This is a genomic window from Actinocatenispora comari (assembly GCF_017312725.1).
Classification (GTDB): domain Bacteria; phylum Actinomycetota; class Actinomycetes; order Mycobacteriales; family Micromonosporaceae; genus Actinocatenispora; species Actinocatenispora comari.
In genome coordinates, this window is record NZ_BOPO01000076.1 from 63,154 (window position 1) to 84,298 (window position 21,145).

Annotated in this window: 17 protein-coding genes and 2 rRNA genes; 2 read left to right on the forward strand and 17 right to left on the reverse strand. The window is 74.2% G+C overall.

The window, feature by feature from the left end:
* Positions 1-186 precede the first annotated feature (186 nt).
* Positions 187-1,182, reverse strand: coding sequence for a site-specific tyrosine recombinase XerD (locus NUM_RS20100; protein ID WP_207126459.1), 996 nt, complete (start codon positions 1,180-1,182; stop codon positions 187-189).
* A 204-nt stretch (positions 1,183-1,386) separates the two neighbouring features.
* Between NUM_RS20100 and NUM_RS20105 the strand changes: the two genes are divergently transcribed.
* Entirely contained in the window at positions 1,387-2,013 is a 627-nt protein-coding gene (locus NUM_RS20105) for a TM2 domain-containing protein (RefSeq protein ID WP_207126437.1), read from the forward strand.
* Positions 2,014-2,095: 82 nt separating this feature from the next.
* On the opposite strand, the gene NUM_RS20110 is transcribed toward NUM_RS20105, so the two are convergent.
* From NUM_RS20110 to NUM_RS20165, 12 genes are all read right to left on the reverse strand, one after another.
* Positions 2,096-2,686 (reverse strand): NUDIX domain-containing protein, encoded by a 591-nt coding sequence (locus NUM_RS20110; protein ID WP_370467023.1) that lies wholly within the window; start codon positions 2,684-2,686, stop codon positions 2,096-2,098.
* A complete protein-coding gene (locus tag NUM_RS20115; protein WP_207126438.1) occupies positions 2,683-4,431 on the reverse strand; it encodes a CTP synthase in 1,749 nt (582 codons plus the stop codon). The genes NUM_RS20110 and NUM_RS20115 overlap by 4 nt, the downstream gene beginning before the upstream one ends.
* A 247-nt stretch (positions 4,432-4,678) precedes the next feature.
* Positions 4,679-6,739, reverse strand: coding sequence for an alkaline phosphatase family protein (locus NUM_RS20120; protein ID WP_207126439.1), 2,061 nt, complete (start codon positions 6,737-6,739; stop codon positions 4,679-4,681).
* Complete coding sequence (locus NUM_RS20125; protein ID WP_225918716.1) at positions 6,736-7,827, reverse strand: glycosyltransferase family 4 protein; 1,092 nt, start codon at positions 7,825-7,827, stop codon at positions 6,736-6,738. The genes NUM_RS20120 and NUM_RS20125 overlap by 4 nt, the downstream gene beginning before the upstream one ends.
* Before the next feature lie 209 nt (positions 7,828-8,036).
* Positions 8,037-8,960 (reverse strand): hypothetical protein, encoded by a 924-nt coding sequence (locus NUM_RS20130; RefSeq protein ID WP_225918717.1) that lies wholly within the window; start codon positions 8,958-8,960, stop codon positions 8,037-8,039.
* Complete coding sequence (locus NUM_RS20135; protein ID WP_207126441.1) at positions 8,960-9,886, reverse strand: copper transporter; 927 nt, start codon at positions 9,884-9,886, stop codon at positions 8,960-8,962. The genes NUM_RS20130 and NUM_RS20135 overlap by 1 nt, the downstream gene beginning before the upstream one ends.
* A complete protein-coding gene (steA, locus tag NUM_RS20140) occupies positions 9,883-11,064 on the reverse strand; it encodes a putative cytokinetic ring protein SteA (protein WP_207126442.1) in 1,182 nt (393 codons plus the stop codon). Before steA ends, NUM_RS20135 begins: the two co-directional genes overlap by 4 nt.
* A 126-nt stretch (positions 11,065-11,190) precedes the next feature.
* Positions 11,191-12,954: a DNA repair protein RecN gene (recN, locus tag NUM_RS20145; RefSeq protein ID WP_207126443.1), complete on the reverse strand. Its 1,764-nt coding sequence runs from the start codon at positions 12,952-12,954 to the stop codon at positions 11,191-11,193.
* A 74-nt stretch (positions 12,955-13,028) separates the two neighbouring features.
* Positions 13,029-13,916, reverse strand: coding sequence for an NAD kinase (locus NUM_RS20150; RefSeq protein WP_207126444.1), 888 nt, complete (start codon positions 13,914-13,916; stop codon positions 13,029-13,031).
* Positions 13,913-14,734 carry a TlyA family RNA methyltransferase gene (locus tag NUM_RS20155; RefSeq protein WP_207126445.1) on the reverse strand — a complete coding sequence of 274 codons (822 nt, stop codon included), beginning with the start codon at positions 14,732-14,734 and terminating at the stop codon, positions 13,913-13,915. Before NUM_RS20155 ends, NUM_RS20150 begins: the two co-directional genes overlap by 4 nt.
* Positions 14,735-14,758: 24 nt before the next feature.
* Positions 14,759-15,088 carry a hypothetical protein gene (locus NUM_RS20160; protein WP_207126463.1) on the reverse strand — a complete coding sequence of 110 codons (330 nt, stop codon included), beginning with the start codon at positions 15,086-15,088 and terminating at the stop codon, positions 14,759-14,761.
* Positions 15,089-15,094: 6 nt separating this feature from the next.
* On the reverse strand, positions 15,095-15,742 hold the full coding sequence (locus tag NUM_RS20165; protein ID WP_207126446.1) for a phasin family protein: 648 nt from the start codon (positions 15,740-15,742) through the stop codon (positions 15,095-15,097).
* A 119-nt stretch (positions 15,743-15,861) separates the two neighbouring features.
* Between NUM_RS20165 and NUM_RS20170 the strand changes: the two genes are divergently transcribed.
* Positions 15,862-16,200 (forward strand): alkyl sulfatase C-terminal domain-containing protein, encoded by a 339-nt coding sequence (locus tag NUM_RS20170; RefSeq protein WP_207126462.1) that lies wholly within the window; start codon positions 15,862-15,864, stop codon positions 16,198-16,200.
* 210 nt (positions 16,201-16,410) lie between these two features.
* Here NUM_RS20170 and NUM_RS20175 read toward each other — a convergent pair whose 3' ends face one another.
* The 4 genes from NUM_RS20175 to NUM_RS20190 form a co-directional block, all read right to left on the reverse strand.
* Positions 16,411-17,493: an HAD-IIA family hydrolase gene (locus tag NUM_RS20175; protein WP_207126447.1), complete on the reverse strand. Its 1,083-nt coding sequence runs from the start codon at positions 17,491-17,493 to the stop codon at positions 16,411-16,413.
* Positions 17,490-19,001, reverse strand: coding sequence for a hypothetical protein (locus tag NUM_RS20180; RefSeq protein ID WP_207126448.1), 1,512 nt, complete (start codon positions 18,999-19,001; stop codon positions 17,490-17,492). Before NUM_RS20180 ends, NUM_RS20175 begins: the two co-directional genes overlap by 4 nt.
* Positions 19,002-20,660: 1,659 nt before the next feature.
* Positions 20,661-20,777, reverse strand: a 5S ribosomal RNA gene (gene rrf, locus NUM_RS20185).
* A 91-nt stretch (positions 20,778-20,868) separates the two neighbouring features.
* Positions 20,869-21,145 (reverse strand): 23S ribosomal RNA (locus NUM_RS20190); the annotation flags it as partial.

Consider the following 21,145-nt stretch of genomic DNA (forward strand, 5'->3'; position numbering starts at 1 on the left):
CCGGAAATCCCGGCGCCGCCCCGGACCACCGGGGAAGAGGGGGCGGCCGTGGCCCGACTGTACGCCACGGTGGGATCTTCTCGCCGCCATCATCCCCGGCGTGTCGCAACGACGGCACGCTCCTGTCCTGCACCGGACACCGTCTGATCGGGCACCGGCGCGTCGAGTCAAACGGTACGGGCCGACTCAAGCCCGCGCGCGCGGATGGGTCGTGGTGTACACCTCACGCAGTTTGTCGACCGTCACCAGCGTATAGACCTGCGTCGTCGTCACCGAGGCGTGCCCGAGCAGCTCCTGCACCACCCGGACGTCGGCACCGCCGTCCAGCAGGTGCGTCGCGAACGAGTGACGCAGCGTGTGCGGCGAGACCGAGCCGTCGAGTCGGGCCCGCTGCGCGGCCCGGCGCAGGATCGACCACGCGCTCTGCCGGGACAGCGCGCCGCCGCGGGCGTTGAGGAACAGCGCACCGTGCCCGCCGCCGGCCCGGGCCAGCGCCGGCCGGGCCCGGGTCAGGTACGCCGAGACCGCCCGGCAGGCGTACCCGCCGACGGGGACCAGCCTGGTCTTGCCGCCCTTGCCGGACAGCCGCACCGTGCTGTCGGCCGTACCGTCCGCGCCGTCGGCCAGGTCCAGGTCGTCGACCGCGGCGCCGACCGCCTCGGAGATGCGCGCGCCGGTGCCGTACAGGAACTCCAGCAGGGCGCGGTCGCGCAGCACCAGCGGGTCGGCGTCGGTCTCGGCACCGGCGGCGGCGAGCAGCTGCTCCACCTCGTACACCGAGAGCGCCTTCGGCAGCCGCTTGCCCGGCGTCGGCGGATGAACGTCGTGTGCCGGGTCGCCGGTCGTCAACCCCTCGGCAGCGGCGAACCGGTGCAGCCCGCGCACCGCGCTGACCGTCCGGGCGGCCGAGGAGACCGACAGCGGCGGGTGCCGCTCGTCCCCGTCCCGCAGCGTGGCCAGGAACTCCGCGACGTGCCCGGTGCCGACCGCCGCCAGCGCGCCGATACCGGCGGCGGTTAGCCACTGCTGGTAGCGGTCCAGATCCCGGCGGTACGAGCTGAGCGTGTTGCCGGCCAGCGCGCGCTCCACCAGCAGGTGGTCCAGGTAGGCGCGAACCGCCGCGCGCAGCTGCGGCGCCACCGGCGGCTCCGCCCCCGATGGGGCAGCGCCGGAGGTCGACATCTCGCCCGACACGTCGCTGGACACGCCACCTCCACTGGCCGCACCCCATCCTAGGAGGTACCGGCCGGCCCGCGGGCCACCGTGCGTGATCATCGGCCGTGAGTGGGTGTGTGGTATGGCGGAACGCCCAGACCACGACACCGTTACGGTCGGTTTCCGGCCCCTCCGTTGGCAGCGACGTCACCATTGGATACCGTCGCCGCCATGACGTACGACCCAGGCGGTCCGTATCCTCCGCCCAACCAGGGGCCCGGCGGCGGAAACAACCAACCTGCCAGCGGGCCCGGCTATCCGACCAGCGGCGGGGCGTACCCACCGGCGTCCGGCAACCCGTACCAGGGGGGCAACCTGCCGAGCCCGGCCAGCGGGCCGGGCTACCCGGCGAGCGGACCCGGCTACCCGAACAGCGGCGCCGGCTATCCGGGCACCGCGGGCCCCGCGGGCGGCGACCCCTACCAGCAGGGCTACCAGCAGGCGTACCAGGACCCGTACCAGCAGGACCCGTACCAGCAGGGTTACGGGCAGCCCGGGTACCAGCAGGGCTACCAGCAGCAGGTGACGCCCGGCTACGGGCAGCCGGCGTTCGACCCGGTCACCGGCCAGCCGCTGTCGGAGAAGACGAAGCTGATGGCCGGCCTGTTCAGCATCCTGCTCGGCGGTTTCGGGGTCGGCCGCTTCTACCTGGGCTACACCAGCCTCGGCGTGCTGCAGATCGTCGCCACCGTCTGCACCGGCGGCGTCGGCGCGATCTGGGGCCTGATCGAGGGCATCATCATCCTCGCGAACAACTCGATCCCCGACGCCGAGGGCCGCAAGCTGCGGGACAACTGAGCGGGACACGATCGGGGAGCGATCGAGACGACCATCGGCCACCGGCGACCTCGCCGGTGGCCGATGCGTTTCCCGGCGCCGGTCAGGCCGGGCGCAGGCCGCTCCAGCCGTTGTCCCGGCTGCGGGCCGCGGCGAGCACCCCGGCGACCGCGGTCGCGTTCGTGAGCTCCCCCGTCGTCACCATCGCGACCGCATCCGCCAGCGGCACCCACCGGGTGGTCAGACCGGCCTCCTCGGCGGTGCGGTGGAACCGTTCGTGCGCCGGCACCGGCGCCACGTCCCGGGCCAGGTACACCCGGATCAGCTCGTCCGAGCAGCCGGGCGTGGTGTGCAGCTCGGCGAGCAGCCGCCAGTCGCGGGCGGTCAGGTCGGCCTCCTCGGCCAGCTCCCGTCGCGCGGTGTCCACCGGGGCCTCCCCCGGCACGTCGGTCAGCCCGGCCGGCAGCTCCCACATCGCCTGCCCGACCGGATGCCGGTACTGCCGGATCAGCAGCACCGACTCGTCGGCGTCCACGGCGACCGCGGCGACGGCGCCGACGTGGTGCAGGAAGTCGCGCCGCGCGACCTCCCCATCGGGCATCCGCACCTGGTCGCTGACCAGGGAGAACACCGGGTTGACCGGCCGCTCGACGTGTTCGAGCACCGGGTAGTCGGACCGCTGCCCGGCGCTCACGAGCTCGCTCCGGACACCGCGCGCGCCGGGGTACCGGCGACCGACGGGACGTCGTCGTCGTCGGTGTCGGGCAGCGTCACCGGCAGCCGCTCGGCCTGCTCGTAGTCGACCGCCGCGGCGACGAACGCGCGGAACAGCGGGTGCGGCCGGGTCGGCCGGGACTTGAACTCCGGGTGCGCCTGGGTGGCGACGAAGAACGGGTGCACCTCGCGGCGCATCTCCACGAACTCCACCAGCCGCCCGTCCGGCGAGGTACCGCTGATCTCGACGCCGGCCGCGGCGAGCTTGTCCCGGTAGGCGTTGTTCACCTCGTAGCGGTGCCGGTGGCGCTCGCTGACCTCGGTCGCCTCGTACGCCTGGGCCACCTGCGAGCCGGCCGTGAGCGTCGCCGGGTACGCGCCGAGCCGCATGGTGCCGCCCATGTCGCGCTCACCGGCGACCACGTCGCGCTGGTCGGCCATGGTGGCGATCACCGGGTGCGCGGCGTGCTCGTCGAACTCGGCCGAGTCGGCGCCGTCCAGGCCGGCCACGTTGCGCAGCGTCTCGATGACCATGCACTGCAGCCCGAGGCACAGCCCGAGCGTCGGGATCGCGTTCTCCCGCGCGTAGCGCACCGCGCCGATCTTGCCCTCGATGCCGCGCACCCCGAACCCGCCGGGGATCAGCACCCCGTCCACACCGCGCAGCGCCGCCGCCGCACCGGCCGGGGTCTCGCAGTCGTCGCTGCCCACCCACCGGATGTCCACGTGTACCCGGTGCGCGAAGCCGCCGGCGCGCAGCGCCTCGGTGACCGACAGGTACGCGTCGGGCAGGTCGACGTACTTGCCGACCAGCGCGATCGTCACGCTGCCGCGCGGCCGGTGCACCCGGTGCAGCAGGTCGTCCCAGCGGGTCCAGTCGACGTCCCGGAACGGCAGGTCCATCCGGCGCACCACGTACGCGTCCAGCCCCTCGCGGTGCAGCACCTTCGGGATGTCGTAGATGCTCGGCGCGTCCGGGCAGCCGATGACCGCCTCGGCCTCGACGTCGCAGTACAGCCCGATCTTGGCCTTGACGCCGGCCGGGATGTCCCGGTCGGACCGGCAGACGATCGCGTCCGGCTGGATACCGATGTTGCGCAGCGCCGCCACCGAGTGCTGGGTCGGCTTGGTCTTCAGCTCGCCGGACGGCGCCAGGTAGGGCACCAGCGACACGTGCAGGTAGAAGCAGTTGTCCCGGCCGATGTCGTGCCGCAGCTGCCGGATCGCCTCCAGGAACGGCAACGACTCGATGTCGCCGACGGTGCCACCGACCTCGGTGATCACCACGTCCGGCGCGTGGCCGCCGGGCCCGGGCACCGCCATCGCCCGGATCCGTTCCTTGATCTCGTTGGTGATGTGCGGGATGACCTGGACGGTGTCGCCCAGGTACTCCCCGCGGCGCTCCTTCGCGATGACCGTCGAGTAGACCTGCCCGGTGGTGACGTTCGCGTACGCGCCGAGCGGCGAGTCGAGGAACCGTTCGTAGTGGCCGACGTCCAGGTCGGTCTCCGCGCCGTCCTCGGTCACGAACACCTCGCCGTGCTGGAACGGGTTCATGGTGCCCGGATCCACGTTGAGGTACGGGTCGAGCTTCTGCATCACCACGCGCAGCCCGCGGGCGGTGAGCAGGTTACCGAGGCTGGAGGCGGTCAGGCCCTTGCCGAGCGACGAGGCGACGCCCCCGGTGACGAAGATGTGTTTGGTCGTGCGCGCCGAGCCGGCCAAAACGGACTCCCGTGGTGAGTGCGGCGAATGCGACAGAAGACTGCGGCGCTGATCGTTGCCGCAGGTGGTCGGGCCGTTCGCCGGCCAAGACAAGCAGGCCGTCCGAGAAGAATGCCACGCGATCCACGGGACTCCAGAGTAACAGCAGGCCCGGCCGGACCGAAGAGAACCACCCGGCGCGCCGCCGGGACGTGTGGGCAGGTACCGACCGAACCGGCAGGTACCCACCCCATCCGCGCCGGCCGGATCACCCGGTCGGCTCGCCCCGCTCCGGTCTCGTCACCTGAAGGCAGTACTGCACCGCGAGCGGCACCGCCACCGAGGCCGCCGCGCCCGCCACGATCAGCCCCGCCCCGTCGAACAGCCCCGCCAGTACCGCCGCGACGGCGGCACCGGCCAGCGCCCCGCGCAGCGACGGGAACAGCCCGTACACCCGGCGCAGGCCGGCGGCCGGGCCCAGCAGCACCAGCCCGACGAACACCGCCGCCACCACCACGAGCAGGCTGAGCAAGCTGCCGACCGTGGCCATCGTGTTCGCCTGCATCACCCGGTGCAGCGCCGGCCCGGCGGTACCGCCGAACAGGTGCCCGACGAAGCGCGCGAGATGACCGCGCTGCTCCGGCGGCCGGGTCAGGTCCAGCAGCGCGAACGCCCCGGTCACCCCGAGCCCGGCCACGAACGCCCAGCCCAGCCGGGTCACGGTGAGGAAACCTCCGCGCGAGAGCACCGCCGCCACCGCGGCACCGGCGGTCATCCCGATCGCCGCACCCGGGTCGGCGCCGAAGAACGGCCCACCCACCGCCACCACCCCGGCCCCGCCCACCAGCGCCATCAACACCGGCCGGTACCGGCGCGGCACCCGGACGGCGAGGCAGCCGGCGAGCGCCAGTACCGCGGCCGCGAACGCACCGAGGCCGACCATGCCCAGGCCGGTGTAGCGGTCCCCGGTCACCGCGGCGTAGCCGACCACGTTGTCCAGCTCCAGGTGCGCGCCGCTCACCACGTCGACACCGATCACCGCCACCGCGACCGCCGCGGTCGCCGCCGGCTGGCCGAGCCGCCAGCGACGCCACGGGCCGAGCCGTACCACCGCGGTCGCGACGGCGAGCCAGCCGGCCGTCACCGCGAGGAACGTCCAGCCGGGTGCGCCGCTGCGCCACCACGGCGCCACGTTGGCCAGCAGCATCGCCGGTACCACCAGGGCGGCCGCGGTGGCCGCGGTCGCGATCACCGCCCGGATCCGGTCCGGCGCGTCCACCAGCCGGCTGAGTCCGAACCCGACCAGCAGGTACAGCACCAGCTGGCTGGCGACCAGCACCGCGACGAACCAGCCGGCGACACCCGCGGTGGCCACCGACGAGCGGTCCGCATCGACCAGCCGGTCCCGGCTCGCCGGCATCGTCGCGGTGCGCGCCGAACCGTGCTGCCACGGCTGCCCGGCGAACGCGGCCGGCCGGCGCAACCCGAGCGTGTCGGTCACCGTCGGCGCCACGTCGGCCAGCTGCACGTACCCGGTGCGGTTGGTACTGCCGGAGGTCAGCCACCCGCCGCGGAAGTCCGGGCCGTCCGCGATCGCCACGTGCAACCGCGCCGGGGTACCGGTGTCGGAGACCCCGGCGACGAGCACCGTGGAGTCCGCGGCGCGGGCCGCGACCACCTGCCCGACCAGCCGGTCGGCGGCGCGTACCGCGGCCCGCCGGGCAGCCGGGCCACCGCTGACCTGGCCGGCGTCGACCACGGTGAGCGGGCAGCGGGCCAGCACCGCCCGCGGGCGCGCCGGCAGCTTCGGCAGGTACTGGGTGATGCGGCCGACCGGGCGGGCCGCCGCGATCGCCGCGCCGGACCCGATCGCGGTGGCACAGCGCAGCGACTCGGCCAGCGCGCCCGGCCGCGCCTGCGCGGGCGCGTTGCGCAGCACCACGTCCGGCTGGTCGTCCAGCACCGCCGAACCGTCGGCGTGCAGCACCAGCCGTACCGGCGGGTTCGGGCAGGTCCGGGGCGTGGCGCGGTGCGGCCCCCGCTGCGCCCGGGCCCCGGCACCGAGCGTCACCCAGCCGTCGTCCGGGCAGGTCAGCGCCCGGGTCGACCGGGCCGAGAGGGTACCGATCGAGCCGTTGCCGGCGAGCCGCCACAGCGCGGGGGTGGCGGCCGCGGACAGATCGTCCCAGCGCAGCCCCGGCACCCCGATCACGATCACCTGGCCGCTGGAGCGGGCGGTGTGGGTCGGCGCCGCCGACGCCGGCGCCGCCAGTCCGAGCAGCACGCCGAGCGTGATCAGCAGCAGCCCGGCGCCGCGCCGACCGGTCATTCGAGCAGCTCGGCGTAGACGGCCTCGACCTGCGCCACGGTGTCCGCCTCGCTCGGCCAGCTCGCGGCCTGCTCGCGCGCCCGGGCGGCCAGCTCGTCCCGCCGGGACGGGTCGGCCAGCAACGCCTCGACCGCACCGGCGAGCGCGTCACCGTCACCGGCCGGTACCAGCACGGCGGCGGCGCCGACGAGCCCCGGGACCCCGCCGACGGCGGTACACACCAGCGGCCGGCCGGCGCTCAGCGCCTCCTGCGCGAACAGCTGCCGCGCCTCCCACCGGCTCGACACCACCGCGACGTCACACGCGGCGAGCAGGTCGGCCACGTCGCCACGGTGGCCCAGCAGCGTCACCGGCGCGCCGGTCGCGTCGATCCGGTCCGCCAGCGCGGCCCGGTCCGGGCCGTCACCGGCGATCACCAGCAGCGGCTGCGGCTCCCGGCCGCGCCACCGGGCGGCGGCGTCGACGAGCAGGTCGTACCCCTTCTGCGGGTGCAGCCGGCCCACCGACAGCAGCAACGGGCGGCCCACCGCACCGAGCTCCTCGCGTACCTGCGCCGGGGTCCGGTCCGGGACCGGCAGCGACGGTGCGGCGACCGGGGCCGGCCGCACGTCGGCGCCACCCAGCCGCAGCACCCGGTCGACCAGGTCGTCGGAGGCACACAGATGCACGGTCGCCGACCTCGCCAGCCACCGCTCCAGCGCGGCCAGCAGCCGCTGCCGCGGGCCGGAACCGTTGTCCGGCAACAGGTTGTGCCAGGTCACCACCAGCGGCGCCGACCGTGGCCGGGCCAGCGCGGCAAGCACGCCGGCCCGCATCCCGTGCGCGTGCACCACCTCCGCGCCGCGCAGGCCCGCCGCGAGCGCCGCGACCGCCGGCAGGTCCCGTACCGGGTCGAGCCCCGCGGAGATCTGCACCGGCCGAAACGTCGCACCGCCGAAGTCGAACAGCTCGCCCACCGCGCGCGGGCCGAGCACCCGAACCCGGCGGCCGTCCCGGACCAGCCCGGCGGCCAGCGAACCGACATGCCGGCCGATGCCGCCGCTGCTGGTGGGCAGCACCAGCGCGATCCGATCCCGTACGTCTGCCACGCTTCTCCCCACCGCGCGATCCGGCGGCCGAGCCGCCCACGGGCCCGACCGCACCGGGTGTCGCGCGTCCCCGTCGCTGTCGCCTCCGCCGCGGAACCCCGCGTCCCGCCGGTTTGGTCTCAGAGCGTGCTTCGGGAACCCGCGGCCACGCGCGGGATTCTCGAACACGCCCTAGCCTGACAGGTCGCCGCGACCGGGCGAACGTCGGGTTACGGGCGCTGCTCGGCCGGCGTCGTGGCGTGGGGCGAACCGGCTGCCGCCGCCGGCAGGCGGCCCCAGCGATCGACCGCGGCGAGCGCCGGCCGGGATTCGATCACGGCGGTGAAGCTGACCTTCTCGCTGGCCAGGGTGAGCCCGGCGATCCCGGCCAACAGGGCGATCCGGCCGGATCGCCCGAGCGTGCGGGTGGCGGCGAGGCCCAGCAGCGCACCCAGCGCGTTCGCCCCGCCGTCGCCCAGCATCACCCGCTCGTGCAGATCGTCCGGCAGCAACGCACCGGCGGCGCCGAGCGGGCCCGCGGCGAGACCACCGGCGGGACCGGCCAGCAGCGAGGCGCCGGCCAGCAGGCCGACCTTGAGCGCCCGGCCGGGCCGCAGGTCGAACAGGTTCGCGAGGTTCGCCGCGCCGGCGATCACGCCCGCCGACACCAGCGTGTCGACCGGATGCGCGCCGTGGCCGCGGTCGGCCAGCGACGCGGCGGCCAGTGACGCGGCGCCGATTCCGCCGATCTTCACCAGGCCGCTGGTGATCCGGCCGGCGCGCAGCGCGGCGAGGTGCCCGCGGAACCCCTTGGCCTGGCGCTGATCCGGGCGCTGGCCCACCACGTCGTCGTACAGTCCGACCGCGCCGGCCGACAGCCCCACCGTCAGCGCCGCCGCCCGGGCACCGCGGTCGGCCGCGCCCAGCGCCGCGGCGCTGGCGGCGGCCACCGCCAGCGCCGGACCGGCGGCGAGACTCACCGTGGCACCCCGGTGGTTGACCCGCTCCAGCGCCGCCGCGACCGGCGCGGCCCGCACCGCCCGCAACGCCAGCTGAGCCCCCAGCGCACCCGCGCCGGCCACCGCCGCCCGGCGCAGCACGGCACCCCACACCGAGCCACGCGCGGACGCCGCGCCGTGTGCCACCGCGGCCATCAGCCGCTCGCCGGCAGCAGCTGGCTCGCACCATCACCCAGCCCGTACTGCCCGACCGTGCCGGACAGCTGGGCGGACAGCGCCAGTACGGCGGTGATCTGGCCCTGCACCAGGTTCAGCGTGTCCACCGTGGAGACCGTCGCGGTCAGGTCGCTGTCACCGCGCACCGCACCGATCACGTTGCCCTGCCCCGAGGTACCCGGGCCGGCCAGCACCGTCTGCCCGGCCTTGGCGAACTGGCGCACCACGGTCACCGCGGCCGCGTTGCGCTTCGCCGCATCCGGGTCGGTCGCCGGCGGGCCGCCGACCACCACGACCGCCTCGGCCGGCTTGGTCACCGCCTTGCCGACGATCAGGTTCTGCCCCGTCGCGTACGCCGTGAGCACGGTGGTGCGGGAGTCCTTCGACACCGTGTCGTGCCGCTTCATCAGCACCGCGGCCAGCAGCGCCGAGGACGACTCGACGCCGTCGGCGTTGTTCGGCAGCGTGGTGTGGATGTCCACCGGCAGCTTCGCCGAGGCCAGATCGCTCAACGCGTCGTTGTTCTTCGGATCGGTGAACGTGTTGGTCAGCCGCACCTCGCCGGCAAGCGTCGCCCCCGCGTACCCGAGCATCTGCTCGGTGCCGCCGACCGCCTTGTCGTCCGCGCCGGGCAGCGCGAGCACCAGCACCGAGCGCTTGGTCAGCGTGCCGGCCAGGATCCGCGGCGCCAGCTGCCGGTCGAAGTCCTCCTTCTTGTTCGCCTCGCTGGTCAGGTGCTGCACCTGGCCGCGGTACTGCTCGTTGGACTTGCGCAGCTCACCGACCTGGTCGTTCAGGTTGTCGGTGAGCGTGCCGTTGAGCGCCGCGGTGCCGAGCACCAGACCCACGGCGAGCGCGAGGAAGACCGCCGTCAGCGTGACGACGTGATAGCGAAAGTTGATCACGAGAACAGCCTCTGCACATGGAACAGCAAGTTGTCCCACCACTCGGCGAGGACCTGGAGATAGGAACGGCTGATCGTGGACACCGCGACCGCCGCCGCCAGCGCCGCGATCGCCGCGAGCACCAGCAACAGCAGCGACGAGGTCGACACGCCCTGCCGGTACAGCCGGGACACGCCCTTGGCGTCGACCAGCTTGCCGCCGACCTTGAGCCTGGTCAGGAACGTCGAGGCCATCCCGCCGCGGCCCTTGTCGAGGAACTCCACCAGCGTGGCGTGCGTGCCGACCGCGACGATCAGCGTGGAGCCCTTCTCGTCGGCCAGCAGCATCGCGAGGTCCTCGCTGGTGGCGGCGGCCGGGAACAGCACCGCCGGCACGTCCAGCGACTCGACCCGGGCCAGACCCGGCGCCCGCCCGTCCGCGTACGCGTGCACGACGACCTCGGCGCCGCAGCGCAGCACGTCGTCGGACACCGAGTCCATGTCGCCGACGATCATGTCCGGCGTGTAACCGGCCTCCACCAACGCATCCGCGCCGCCGTCCACGCCGATCAGCACCGGCTTGAACTCGCGGATGTAGGGCCGCAGCACCTCGAGGTCGGCCTTGTAGTCGTACCCGCGGACCACGATCAGGCAGTGCCGACCGGCCAGGTCGGTCGCCACGTCCGGCACGCCGACCCCGTCGAGCAGCAGGTCGCGCTCGCGCTTGAGGTACTCCATCGTGTTGCCGGCGAACGCCTCCAGCTGCGCCGACAACCCCTGCCGCGCGTCGGCCATCAGCGCGGCCACCATCTCGGCGTCCAGCCGGGCACCGGTGGCTACCTTGTCCTCGCCGAGGAACACCGTGCCGCCGTCGATCCGGACGACCGCGCCCTCCCGTACCTTCCGGAAGACGTCCTCGCCGACATCGTCGATGACCGGAATGCCGGCCTTGACCAGCACTTCCGGGCCGAGATTCGGGTACCGGCCGGAGATCGACGGCTTCGCGTTGACCACTGCGGACACGCCGCAGCTCACCAACGAGTCCGCCGCGACCCGGTCCAGGTCGAGGTGATCGATGACCGCGACGTCACCGGGCCGCAACCGACCGGTCAGCCGCTTCGTGCGCCGATCGAGTCGCGCCGGTCCGCTGACCGCGCCTGCTTCTGCCGTCCGAGCCCGACGGAGGGTGGGTAGCCGCATCGCTACCAATCTTGACACTCAGGGCCCGGCAACCCCGACCGCGACATGCATGCAAATCTATCAGCGTGCGGGCGACCGACCCGGCCAATCACCCCGATACCGCCCGCGAACGGCCCACGGCGGGACTCAGCGCCGGCGGCCACGGCCGGACCGGGCCATCGCCAGCAGCTCCTCGGCGTGCGCCACGCCCAGGTCGGAGTTGGGCAACCCGGCGAGCATCCGGGCCAGCTCGCGGGCCCGCTCGCTGTCCTCGACCACCCGCACCCCGGAGGTGGTCACCGAGCCGCTGGAACCCTTCTGCACGACCAGATGACGATCGGCGAACGCGGCGACCTGCGGCAGGTGCGTGACCACCAGCACCTGGTGCCGCCGGGCGAGCATCGCCAGCCGCCGACCGATCTCCACCGCCGCCTCGCCACCGACCCCGGCGTCGACCTCGTCGAACACCAGCGTCGGCGGCCCGCCCGCGCCGGCGAACACCACCTCGACGGCGAGCATCACCCGGGACAGCTCACCACCCGAGGCGCCCCGCTGCACCGGCAGCGCCGGCGCGCCCGGATGCGGGATCAGCTGCAGCTCGACCTCGTCCGCGCCGTCCGGCCCGGCACCGGCCGGCGCGCCCTCGACCGTGGCCGTCGGCGCCTCCGCCGTCACCGGGCGCGCCAGCACCCGCGCCACCACCTTGGCGTGCGGCATCGCCAGGCCGGTCAGCTCAGCGCTGACCGCCACCCCGAACCGTTGCGCCGCCTCCCGCCGGGAAACCGCCAGCCGGCCGGCCAGCTCCGCCACCTCGTCGGCGAGCCGATCGCGCTCGGCCTCCAGCGCCGCGAGCGTCTCGTCCGACGAGTCCAGCTCGGCGAGCTGCCGCTGCGCGTCGTCGGCCCAGGCGAGCACCCCGTCGACGTCCTCGGCGTACTTGCGGGTCAGCGCGCGCAGCGCGGCCCGTCGCTCGTGCACCTGCGCCAGCCGCGCCGGGTCGGCGTCCAGATCCGCCGCGTAGCTCGCCAGCTCACCGGCCACGTCGGACACCAGCCGGGCCGCCTGCTCGATCCGGCCGGACAGCTCACCGAGCGCCTCGTCCACCTCGGCCTGCGCGTCCAGCTCGTGCCGGGCCGCGCCGAGCAGCGCGGACGCGTCGGTGCCGGCGGTCGGGTCGTCGGCGTCACCGGCCAGCGCCTGCTGCGCCGCCGCGACCGCGGCCCGCAGCCCCTCGGTGTGCTCCAGCCGCTGCGCCAGCGCGCGCAGCTCCACGTCCTCCCCCGGCTGCGGATCGACCTGGCCGATCTCGGCCAGGCCCAACCGGAGCAGGTCGGCCCGCTGGTTGCGCTCCCGCGCGTTCGCCCGCCGCTCGGCGAGCTCCGCGTCGTGCCGCCGCCAGGCGGCGAACACCTCGCGGTAGTGCGCCAGCAGCTTCTCGTGGTCGGCCCCCGCGTACCGGTCGAGGGTCGCCAGCTGCTCGACCGGCTGCAGCAGCCGCATCTGGTCGGACTGGCCGTGCACCGCGAGCACCCGCGCGCCGATGTCGGCCAGCACACCGACCGGCACCGACCGGCCGCCGACGTGCGCCCGGGACCGCCCCTCGGCGCTGACCGACCGGGCGAGCAGCACCGAACCGTCCTCGTCCGGCTCGGCGCCGGCCTCGCTGACCCGCGCCGCCACCGCCTTCGCCACCCGGCCGGAGCAGCGCAGCCGACCCTCGATCACGGCGCGGCCCGGATCGGCCCGAACCCGCCCGGCGTCGGCCCGGCCGCCGAACAGCAGGCCGAGGCCGGCCACCACCATCGTCTTGCCGGCACCGGTCTCGCCGGTGATCACGGTCAGACCGGAGTCCAACGGCAGTGTCGCGTCGTCGATGACTCCCAGCCCGGTGATGCGCAGCTCCTCCAGCACACGACGACCATAGCCGCACCCGGCGACAGTTCGGTCAGTCGGTGACGACCTCGCCGCCGCCGAACCGCGCCGGATCAACGCTGCTGCGCGCCGCGCCAACCGTCGACCGGCAGCGCGAACTTCTTCACCAGCCGATCGGTGAACGGCTGCGGTTGCAGCCGCACCACCCGGACCGGTTCGGCGCCCCGCCGTACCACCACCTTGCTGCCCGGATCCAGCTCGAACATCCGCCGGCCGTCGCAGTTGAGCAGCGCGAACGTGGTGTACGGCTCGACCGTGACGACGAACGTCGAGGTCGGCGCCGCCACCAGCGGCTTGCTGAACAGCGCGTGCGCGCTCACCGGTACCAGCAGCAGCGCCTCCACGCCGGGCCAGACGACCGGCCCGCCGGCGGAGAACGCGTACGCGGTCGAGCCGGTCGGGGTCGCGCACACCACACCGTCACAGCCGTACCGGGACAGCGGCCGGCCGTCGACCTCGACCAGCACCTCGAGCATCCGTTCCCGGGAGCCCTTCTCCACGCTGGCCTCGTTCAGCGCCCAGGAGCGGGCCACCACCTCGCCGTCCCGGATCACCTCCACGTCCAGCGTCAGCCGCTCCTCCACCGTGTACGAGCCGCGGCACACGTCGCGCACCGCGGTGTCCAGGTCGTCGAACTCCGCCTCGGCGAGGAACCCGACCCGGCCCAGGTTGATGCCCAGCAACGGCGCCCGCACCGGCCGGGCCAGCTCCGCGGCGCGCAGCAGCGTGCCGTCACCGCCCAGCGCGAACACGATCTCCACCCCGTCGGCGGCCTCCTCGGCCCCCACCGGTACCAGCCCGGGCACGCCCAGGTCGCCGGCCTCGTCGGCGAGCACCCGGACCCGAAACCCGGCCCGCAGCAGGTCCTGCGCGACCGTCTGGGCGTGGCCGGTACTCGCCCGCCGGCCGGTGTGGGTGATCAGCAACGCTTCCCGGCTCACCGGCGCTCCCCCTCGGCCTGCGGCGGCGTCGCGCCGGCCGCGGCGTACACCTGGGCCGGGTCGACGCGCGCCGCGCCACGCCGCAGCCACAGGAAGAACTCGACGTTGCCGGACGGCCCCGGCAGCGGACTGCGGGTCACTCCTGCCACACCGAGCCCCAGCTGGTCGGCGGTCGCCGCGACCGCGAGCACCGCCTCGGCCCGCAACGCCTCGTCGCGCACCACGCCGCCGGCACCGACCCGCTCCTTGCCGACCTCGAACTGCGGCTTCACCATCGGCACCAGGTCGCCCTCCGGTTCCAGGCAGGCCACCAGCGCCGGCAGCACCAGCCGCAGCGAGATGAACGACAGGTCCGCGACGCACAGCTGCGCCGGCCCGCCGATCGCGTCCGGCGTCAGGGTGCGCACGTTGGTGCGCTCGTGCACCGCCACCCGCTCGTCGGTGCGCAGCGACCAGGCCAGCTGGCCGTACCCGACGTCGACCGCGACCACCTCGCGCGCCCCGTTGCGCAGCAACACGTCGGTGAACCCGCCGGTCGACGCACCGGCGTCCAGGCAGCGCCGGCCCTCGACGGTCAGCCCGCCAGGCCCGAACGCGGCCAGCGCACCGAGCAGCTTCGTCGCGCCGCGCGACACGTAGTGCGGGCCCGCGTCGGTCACCCGGATCGCGATGGCCGGATCGACCGCGGTGGCCGCCTTGCGCGCCACCACGCCGGCCACCTCGACCAACCCGGCACCGACCAGCTCGCCCGCCTGCTCCCGGGACCGGGCCAGGCCACGGCGGACCAGCTCGGCGTCCAACCGCAACCTACGCGCCATGCCGGGCCGCTCCCGCGACGCCGATCATGCGTCGTCCACCGTGGCCAGCACGTCCTGCAGCGACCGGTGCACCTGCTCGTACCCGGCCACCTGGTCGCCGGTCGGCCGGGTCGTCAACTCGTCCAGTACGGCCAGTGCCTCGTCGACCCGCGGCTCGCCGGTCGGTTCCAGCCCGCCGTCGCCGGGCGACACCGGTACCCGGAAGCCGGCCGGCTCGGGCTTCGTACCTTCCGGCTCCGCCTGCGGCGCCGGCCCGCTCTGGCCCGCACCGGGCACCGGGCGTATCGCCGCGGAGCCAGGACCGAACAGGTGTGGCCCCGGTCGAGGCGTCGCCGGCTGCTGTTCGTCTGTCATTCGCGCTCACTCACCGGTCCTCGACGCGGACTCGGGCGCCCGCGCCGCCGCCGTCTTCTTCGTACCGGCCTTCTTGGCACCGGCCTTCTTTGCACCGGCCTTCTTGGCACCGGCCGCCTTCGTGGCCGTCGCCGTCGCACTCTTCGTCGCCGCGCTCGTGGCGCGCGCCTTCTTCGCCGCGGTCGTGCCGGCTGCCGCCTTCTTCGCACCGGCCTTCTTGGCAGTGGCCTTCTTCGCCGTGGTCTTCTTGGCTGCCGCCGCCTTCTTGGCTGCCGTCTTCTTGGCTGTCGGCTTCGTCGCGGTCGGCTTCGTCGCAGCCCCTGCCGACCGTGTCACGGCGGAGCCGCCGGCCTCGGTCTCGGCCAGCCGGTGCTCCAGCTCGTCGATCCGGGACTGCATCTCGGTGAGCCGGTCGGCGTTGACCAGGCCGACCGCCCGCAGCGCCTTGTCGAGCTCGCTGCGGACCAGCTTCGCGACCGCCTCCCGGTTCGCGACGCTGGTCTCGACCAGTTCCTCGGTCATCGACCGTAGCTGGTCGACACTCGCGCCGCTCTGCGCGGCGAGCGTGTCGATGGCCTGCTTCGCCCGCTTACGCGGCTTCTCGGTCAGGCCCAGAGCGAGTTCCAGGTAGGTGCGCCAGGCGTCCTGCTGCATGCGTGCCCCCTTGAGTACAGGCAACGGATCCCGCACGTACGCCCTGAACGCTACCGGGCGATCCACCGGCTCCGTGCGGTACCGTGCCGTTCGAGCGGCGGATCCCCATCGGAGGTGCCATGGCCACGGTCGAAGAGTGCCGGCAGGCGCTCGACACGCTGTCGGAGCGGATGGCAGCGCACGCCGCGGAGCTGAGCTCCACGGTCAACCTCGACCGCCGAATGGTGCTGCGGCTGCGCGACCTCGGCGTCGCGTTCCACGGCCGGATGAACGACGGGGCGATCACCGAGATCGAACCGGGCGACGACCCGAACGCCCGCATCCAGATCGAGCTGACCAGCGACGACCTGGTCGCCATGGTCGAGGGTCGGCTCGATTTCGCGCGTTCCTGGGCCGCCGGCCGCGTGTCGGTCAAGGCAAACGTGCTCGATCTGCTCAAACTGCGCAAACTTCTCTGACCAACGCGCCGCGCACCTGCTACACACCCGCCGTCTCTGGCAGCGCCCGGGCCCGCTCCGCAACCCGCCCGGCGTACCGGACGTCCCGGCCACGTTCGCGTTCCCGACCCGCCGACGCCGACCGGACTCTTTCCGGCTGGCCGCAGGCCAGCCGGCACGCGCAGCGCGTGCTGGCCGGATCCGCGACGCGGGGTCGCGTTCCGGCCCGGCTCAGCCGGTCAGGCCGAGCTCCGACAGGATCGCAGCGGCGGCCCGGTCACCGGCCCGCACCGGCAGTCCGGAGCGCCAGACCGCGGCGCACAGCGCGGTCAGCGCGTCGATCCCGGTACGAGGATCGGCGTCCGCCGCGGTCAGGGCACCTGCCCCATCGCCAGGATCGGCGTCCGTCGCGGTCAGTTCCGCCACACCGGCGGCGTAGCGCACCTGCCAGCCGCCGACCCGTACCCCGGCCTCGTCGGACACCGGCTCCCGGTGCGGGGTGACCAGCCCGGAGAGATCCGCCGCGAGGTAGCTCGGCCGTACCGCCGGCGGCGCCGCGATCAGTTCGGCCGGCGTCGTCACCCCGGTCAACACGGCCAGGCTCGGCAGGCCCGCCCGGTTCGCACCCTCGATGTCGGTGTCCAGCCGGTCACCGACGACCAGCGGCCGGCGCGCCGCACTGCGCCGTACCGCGAGTTCGAAGAGCGCCGGCTCGGGCTTGCCCACCACCAGGTCCGGAGGTCGGTCGAGGGCCGCGGCGACAGCGGCGACCAGCGATCCGTTGCCCGGCAGCGGGCCGCGCTCGGACGGCAGGGTGGCGTCCAGGTTGGTGGCGATCCAGTCGGCACCGTTGCGGATCGCGACGGCCGCCTCGGCCAGCTGCCGCCAACCGGTCTCCGGCGCGTACCCCTGAACCACGGCGACCGGCCGCTCGTCGGCCGTGTCGGTCGGCACCAGGCCCGCCCCGCGTACCTCACCGACCAGTGCCGACGACCCCACCACCAGCACCGCCGACCCGGCCGGGTACCGCTGGGCGAGCAGCCCGGCGGCGCCCTGCGCCGAGGTGACGACCTCGTCGCCGGCGGCATCCACGCCGAGCTTGCGCAGCCGTTCGGCCACCTCGCCGGCGGTGCGGCGGGCATTGTTGGTCACGAACTGCACCGCAACGCCCAGGTCGCGCACCTGCCGCAGCGACTCGACCGCGGCCGGGACCACCTCGTCGCCGAGGTAGACCACGCCGTCGAGATCCAGCAGTACCAGGTCGAACGCCGACACCAGCGGCTGTGCGCCGGCGGGCCGTGGGCCATCGCTCACTCCGCTTCCCCGCCCCGATCCGGCGCACCGGCGCCCGAGGTACCCGACTCGTCACCGGTGGCGCGCACGGCCGGCGGCGGCGAGATCGGCGTGTCGGTCGCCGAGGCGAGATCGGAGAACTGCGCCGGCGGCACCGCACGGCCAGTCCTGGCACCGTCGCCCTCATTGGCCGTCCCGGCCTCGTTGGCCGTCCCGCTCTCGTTGGCCGTCGCGCTCTCGCCCGGCTGGCGGCCGACCGCCTCCGGCGCGATCACGTCCTCGTCCGAACTCGCTGCCGCCCGAGCCGCACCCTCGTCACCCTCGTCACCCTCGTCGACCCGCTCCGAGCTCGCGTCGGCGGCGGAGCCAGCAACGCCTCGCCCGTCGGCGACGCCGTGGCCGCCACTGGCCTCCCCAGCAGCGCCGGCATCGCTGGGGTCCACACCACGACCGACGTCGCCGGCACCCTGATCGGCGCTGCCGGTACCTCCGTCGATGTCGCCAGCGTCCGGACCGGTGTTGCCGGCGCCTCGATCGGCGACGGCGCCGTCACCAGCTCCCCGGTCGGCGGCGTCCGAGACACCGTCGCCGCCCGCAGACCCACGGCCGATCTCCACGTCGAGATCCTCGACGTCCACGTCGTCAACCGTGTCCTGCTTGCCGGAGACCTCGTTGTTGCCGGAGACCTGGTCGTCGTCAGCCGCCGTACCGGCACCAGCCGGCGCGACGCTGGCTTCGCCGTCCGCGTCGTCGGCATCCGCCTCGTCGGTGACCGGGAACTCCTCGTCCTCGTCCTCCTCCGGCAACTCGTCGCCGTCGATCGCCACGCCTTCCAGCGCGAGCAACCGGTCGACCGCGTCGGTCAGCCCCTGCGGATCCAGCTCGACCGCCCGCGCGAACCAGCGATATGCCTCCTCGACCCGGCCGGCGGCCTCCAAAGCATCCGCGTACGCGTACCGCAGCCGCGCGCGCCACTCCTCGGTGCCGTTCGTCTCCAGCGGCGGTACCTGCAGCATCGTCACGCTCGCCGCGAGCTGGCCCATGTCACGCCGCGCACCGGCCGCAACGATCAGCAGCTCGATCCACTCCGCCAGACCGACGGACTTGCGGTCGGTGTGCCGGAAGAGGTCGACCGCCCGCTCGGGTCGGCCGAGCCCGCGCTCGCAGTCGGCGAGCACCGCCAGGTGCGTGTTGTGCCCGGTGATCCGCTGGAACGCGCGCAGCTCCGACATCGCCAGCTGCCACTGCCCACACTGGTACGCCGCGAGCCCGACCGCCTCGCGAACCGCCGGGATGCGCGAGGCGACCTTCCGCGCCGCCATCGCGTGCCGCAGCGCCAGCTCGGGATCGACGTTCAGCAGTTCACCGGAGGCCACCAGCCGGCGCGCCACGATGTCCGCACTCGCCTTCGACAGCGCCCGCAGCTCGGCCCGGACGTCCCGGGACAGCTCGTTCGGCGCCACCGCATCCGGCAGCGCCGGATCGGGTCCGGCCATCTCGCTGCGCCGCGGCGGCCGAGGTTCCACCATCCGCTCCGGGCGTTGCCGGCGATCGCCCGAGGACCGGTCGAACCGGGGCTTGTCGGACTGCCGGCGGTCGTTCCCGCGCTCACCTCGCCGGTCGAACCGCTGCCTGTCCACCGACCGGTCCGAACGCTGCCGGTCGTACGGCCGATCACCCTGCCGCGCGCGACCGCGATCGTCGGCGCCGTGGCGGGACGCCCCGCCGCCGCGCCGATCGAAGTCCCGGCGGTCGCCGCCATGGTGGCCCGAGCTCCGGCGGTCGCCGGGAGCGCCCCGTCCGTCGCGGAATCCACCGGAGCGCTCCGCAGGGCGGGCACCGCCGCCAGCACCGCGCGCACCCTGGTACCCGCCGGAGGCTTCGCGCCGATCGCCGTGATCATGGCGGGATCCAACGCGCCGGTCGTCCGGCCGCCCGCCGGAACGCCGGTCGTCCCGGTACCCGCCGGTCCCACGATCGCCCCGGTACCCGGCACCGGATCCACGATCCTCCCGGTACCCGGCAGCCGACGAGCCACGGTCGCCACGGTGGCCGGCACCCGCGGCCCGGTCGTCGCGGTACCCGGCACCCCGACGGTCGTCCCGTCGATCCGTCCCCCGGCCCTGATCGCCCGCGCCCGAACCGCCATGGTCGTGCGATCCGGCACCTCGGCGATAGTCGCCCGAAGCGCCACCGCGCCGGTCGTCTCGATAGCCCGAGCCGGAACGGCCACCCTCGCGTGGGCCACCGCGCCGGACATCCCGGTCGCCCGGCCGGCCTGCTCGATCGTCGCGCGAATACCCGCTACCGCCTCGCTCGTACCTGGCGTCCCGGCGGTCGTCACGGCCCTGAGAACGTCCTTCGTACCCGCCACGGCGGTCTCCGCCGGCAGCCGGCCGATCGCCACGGAACTGGCCGCGGCCAGCGTCACGCGGTCCGGCACCTCGTCCCTGGCCGCTCTCCGGCCTGCCGCGGAACTGCCCCGCGCCGCCCTGGTACCCCGCACCGCGCCGGTCACCGCCGTTGGCATGCGACCGATACCCGCCCTCGGGCCGCCCCGTAGCGGGGCGTCGGTCGCCGCCACTCCAGCCACCACGACGCGGGTCGTCGCTCCGACGGTCCCCGGGACGACCGCCGGAATCGCTGCGTCGCCCCTGGTCCGTCCGGCCCTGATCCCGACCGGATCCTCCGCCCGGTCGCCACTCGCGCCGTTGCCCTCGGTCGTCGCCGCCACCAGGCCTTCCGGCCCTACGGTCACCGCCGCCGTACTGCCGGTCACCGCGACCGAACCGCCGGTCGTCTCGGTCGTCGCTGCGCTGGCCGCCTCGGCCGGCGCCGCTGCTCTCGTTGCTCCAGCGGCGGTCGCCCGAGCCGCCCTGGCCGCTGCGGTAGCCCCCGGTCGGGCGGTACGACGACTGGCCCTGGCGGCCGCGCCCGGCATCGTCACCGCGGCCCTGCCCACGAGCGGGGGCGGTGCCCCGGCGCCGGTCCCCACCGGCATTTCGGTCACGCTGGTCACGGTCGGAGTCTCGGGCCGGCTGGCGACGCCGGTCGTCTGCATTCGATGGCACGGCAACATCTTCCTCTACATGCCGGCGCCGCGCCGTTGGGCTGTCATGCACCGGAATCAGGACACAGAAAAAGGGCGGGCGGAACAGTTTCCACTGTTCCGCCCGCCCTCACGTGAGCTTCGGCGGCGACCTACTCTCCCACACCCTCCCGAGTGCAGTACCATCGGCGCTGTAAGGCTTAGCTACCGGGTTCGGAATGGGACCGGGCGTTTCCCTCACGCTACAACCACCGAAACATCTCTCAAACCAACCAGCCACAACCACCCCCTAACAGGGGATGCTCTGACCGTGGTTCCAGAACCACACAGTGGACGCACACAACCTTGTAGTCAAGCCCTCGGCCTATTAGTACCGGTCAGCTCAACACGTTACCGCGCTTACACCTCCGGCCTATCAACCCAGTCATCTCCTGGGGGCCTTACCCCCGTCTCCGGGGCAGCAGACCTCATCTTGAAGCAGGCTTCCCGCTTAGATGCTTTCAGCGGTTATCCCTTCCGAACGTAGCCAACCAGCCGTGCCCCTGGCAGGACAACTGGCACACCAGAGGTTCGTCCGTCCCGGTCCTCTCGTACTAGGGACAGCCCTTCTCAAATCTGCAACGC

Excerpts from the sequence above, each read along its gene's own strand:
- NUM_RS20155 (WP_207126445.1), bottom strand. The coding sequence starts at position 14,734 with ATGGCGCGTAGGTTGCGGTTGGACGCCGAGCTGGTCCGCCGTGGCCTG.
- NUM_RS20160 (WP_207126463.1), bottom strand. The coding sequence starts at position 15,088 with ATGACAGACGAACAGCAGCCGGCGACGCCTCGACCGGGGCCACACCTG.
- NUM_RS20105 (WP_207126437.1), top strand. The coding sequence starts at position 1,387 with ATGACGTACGACCCAGGCGGTCCGTATCCTCCGCCCAACCAGGGGCCC.
- NUM_RS20170 (WP_207126462.1), top strand. The coding sequence starts at position 15,862 with ATGGCCACGGTCGAAGAGTGCCGGCAGGCGCTCGACACGCTGTCGGAG.
- NUM_RS20180 (WP_207126448.1), bottom strand. The coding sequence starts at position 19,001 with ATGGTGGAACCTCGGCCGCCGCGGCGCAGCGAGATGGCCGGACCCGAT.
- steA (WP_207126442.1), bottom strand. The coding sequence starts at position 11,064 with ATGCGGCTACCCACCCTCCGTCGGGCTCGGACGGCAGAAGCAGGCGCG.
- NUM_RS20120 (WP_207126439.1), bottom strand. The coding sequence starts at position 6,739 with ATGACCGGTCGGCGCGGCGCCGGGCTGCTGCTGATCACGCTCGGCGTG.
- NUM_RS20130 (WP_225918717.1), bottom strand. The coding sequence starts at position 8,960 with ATGGCCGCGGTGGCACACGGCGCGGCGTCCGCGCGTGGCTCGGTGTGG.
- NUM_RS20100 (WP_207126459.1), bottom strand. The coding sequence starts at position 1,182 with ATGTCGACCTCCGGCGCTGCCCCATCGGGGGCGGAGCCGCCGGTGGCG.
- NUM_RS20165 (WP_207126446.1), bottom strand. The coding sequence starts at position 15,742 with ATGCAGCAGGACGCCTGGCGCACCTACCTGGAACTCGCTCTGGGCCTG.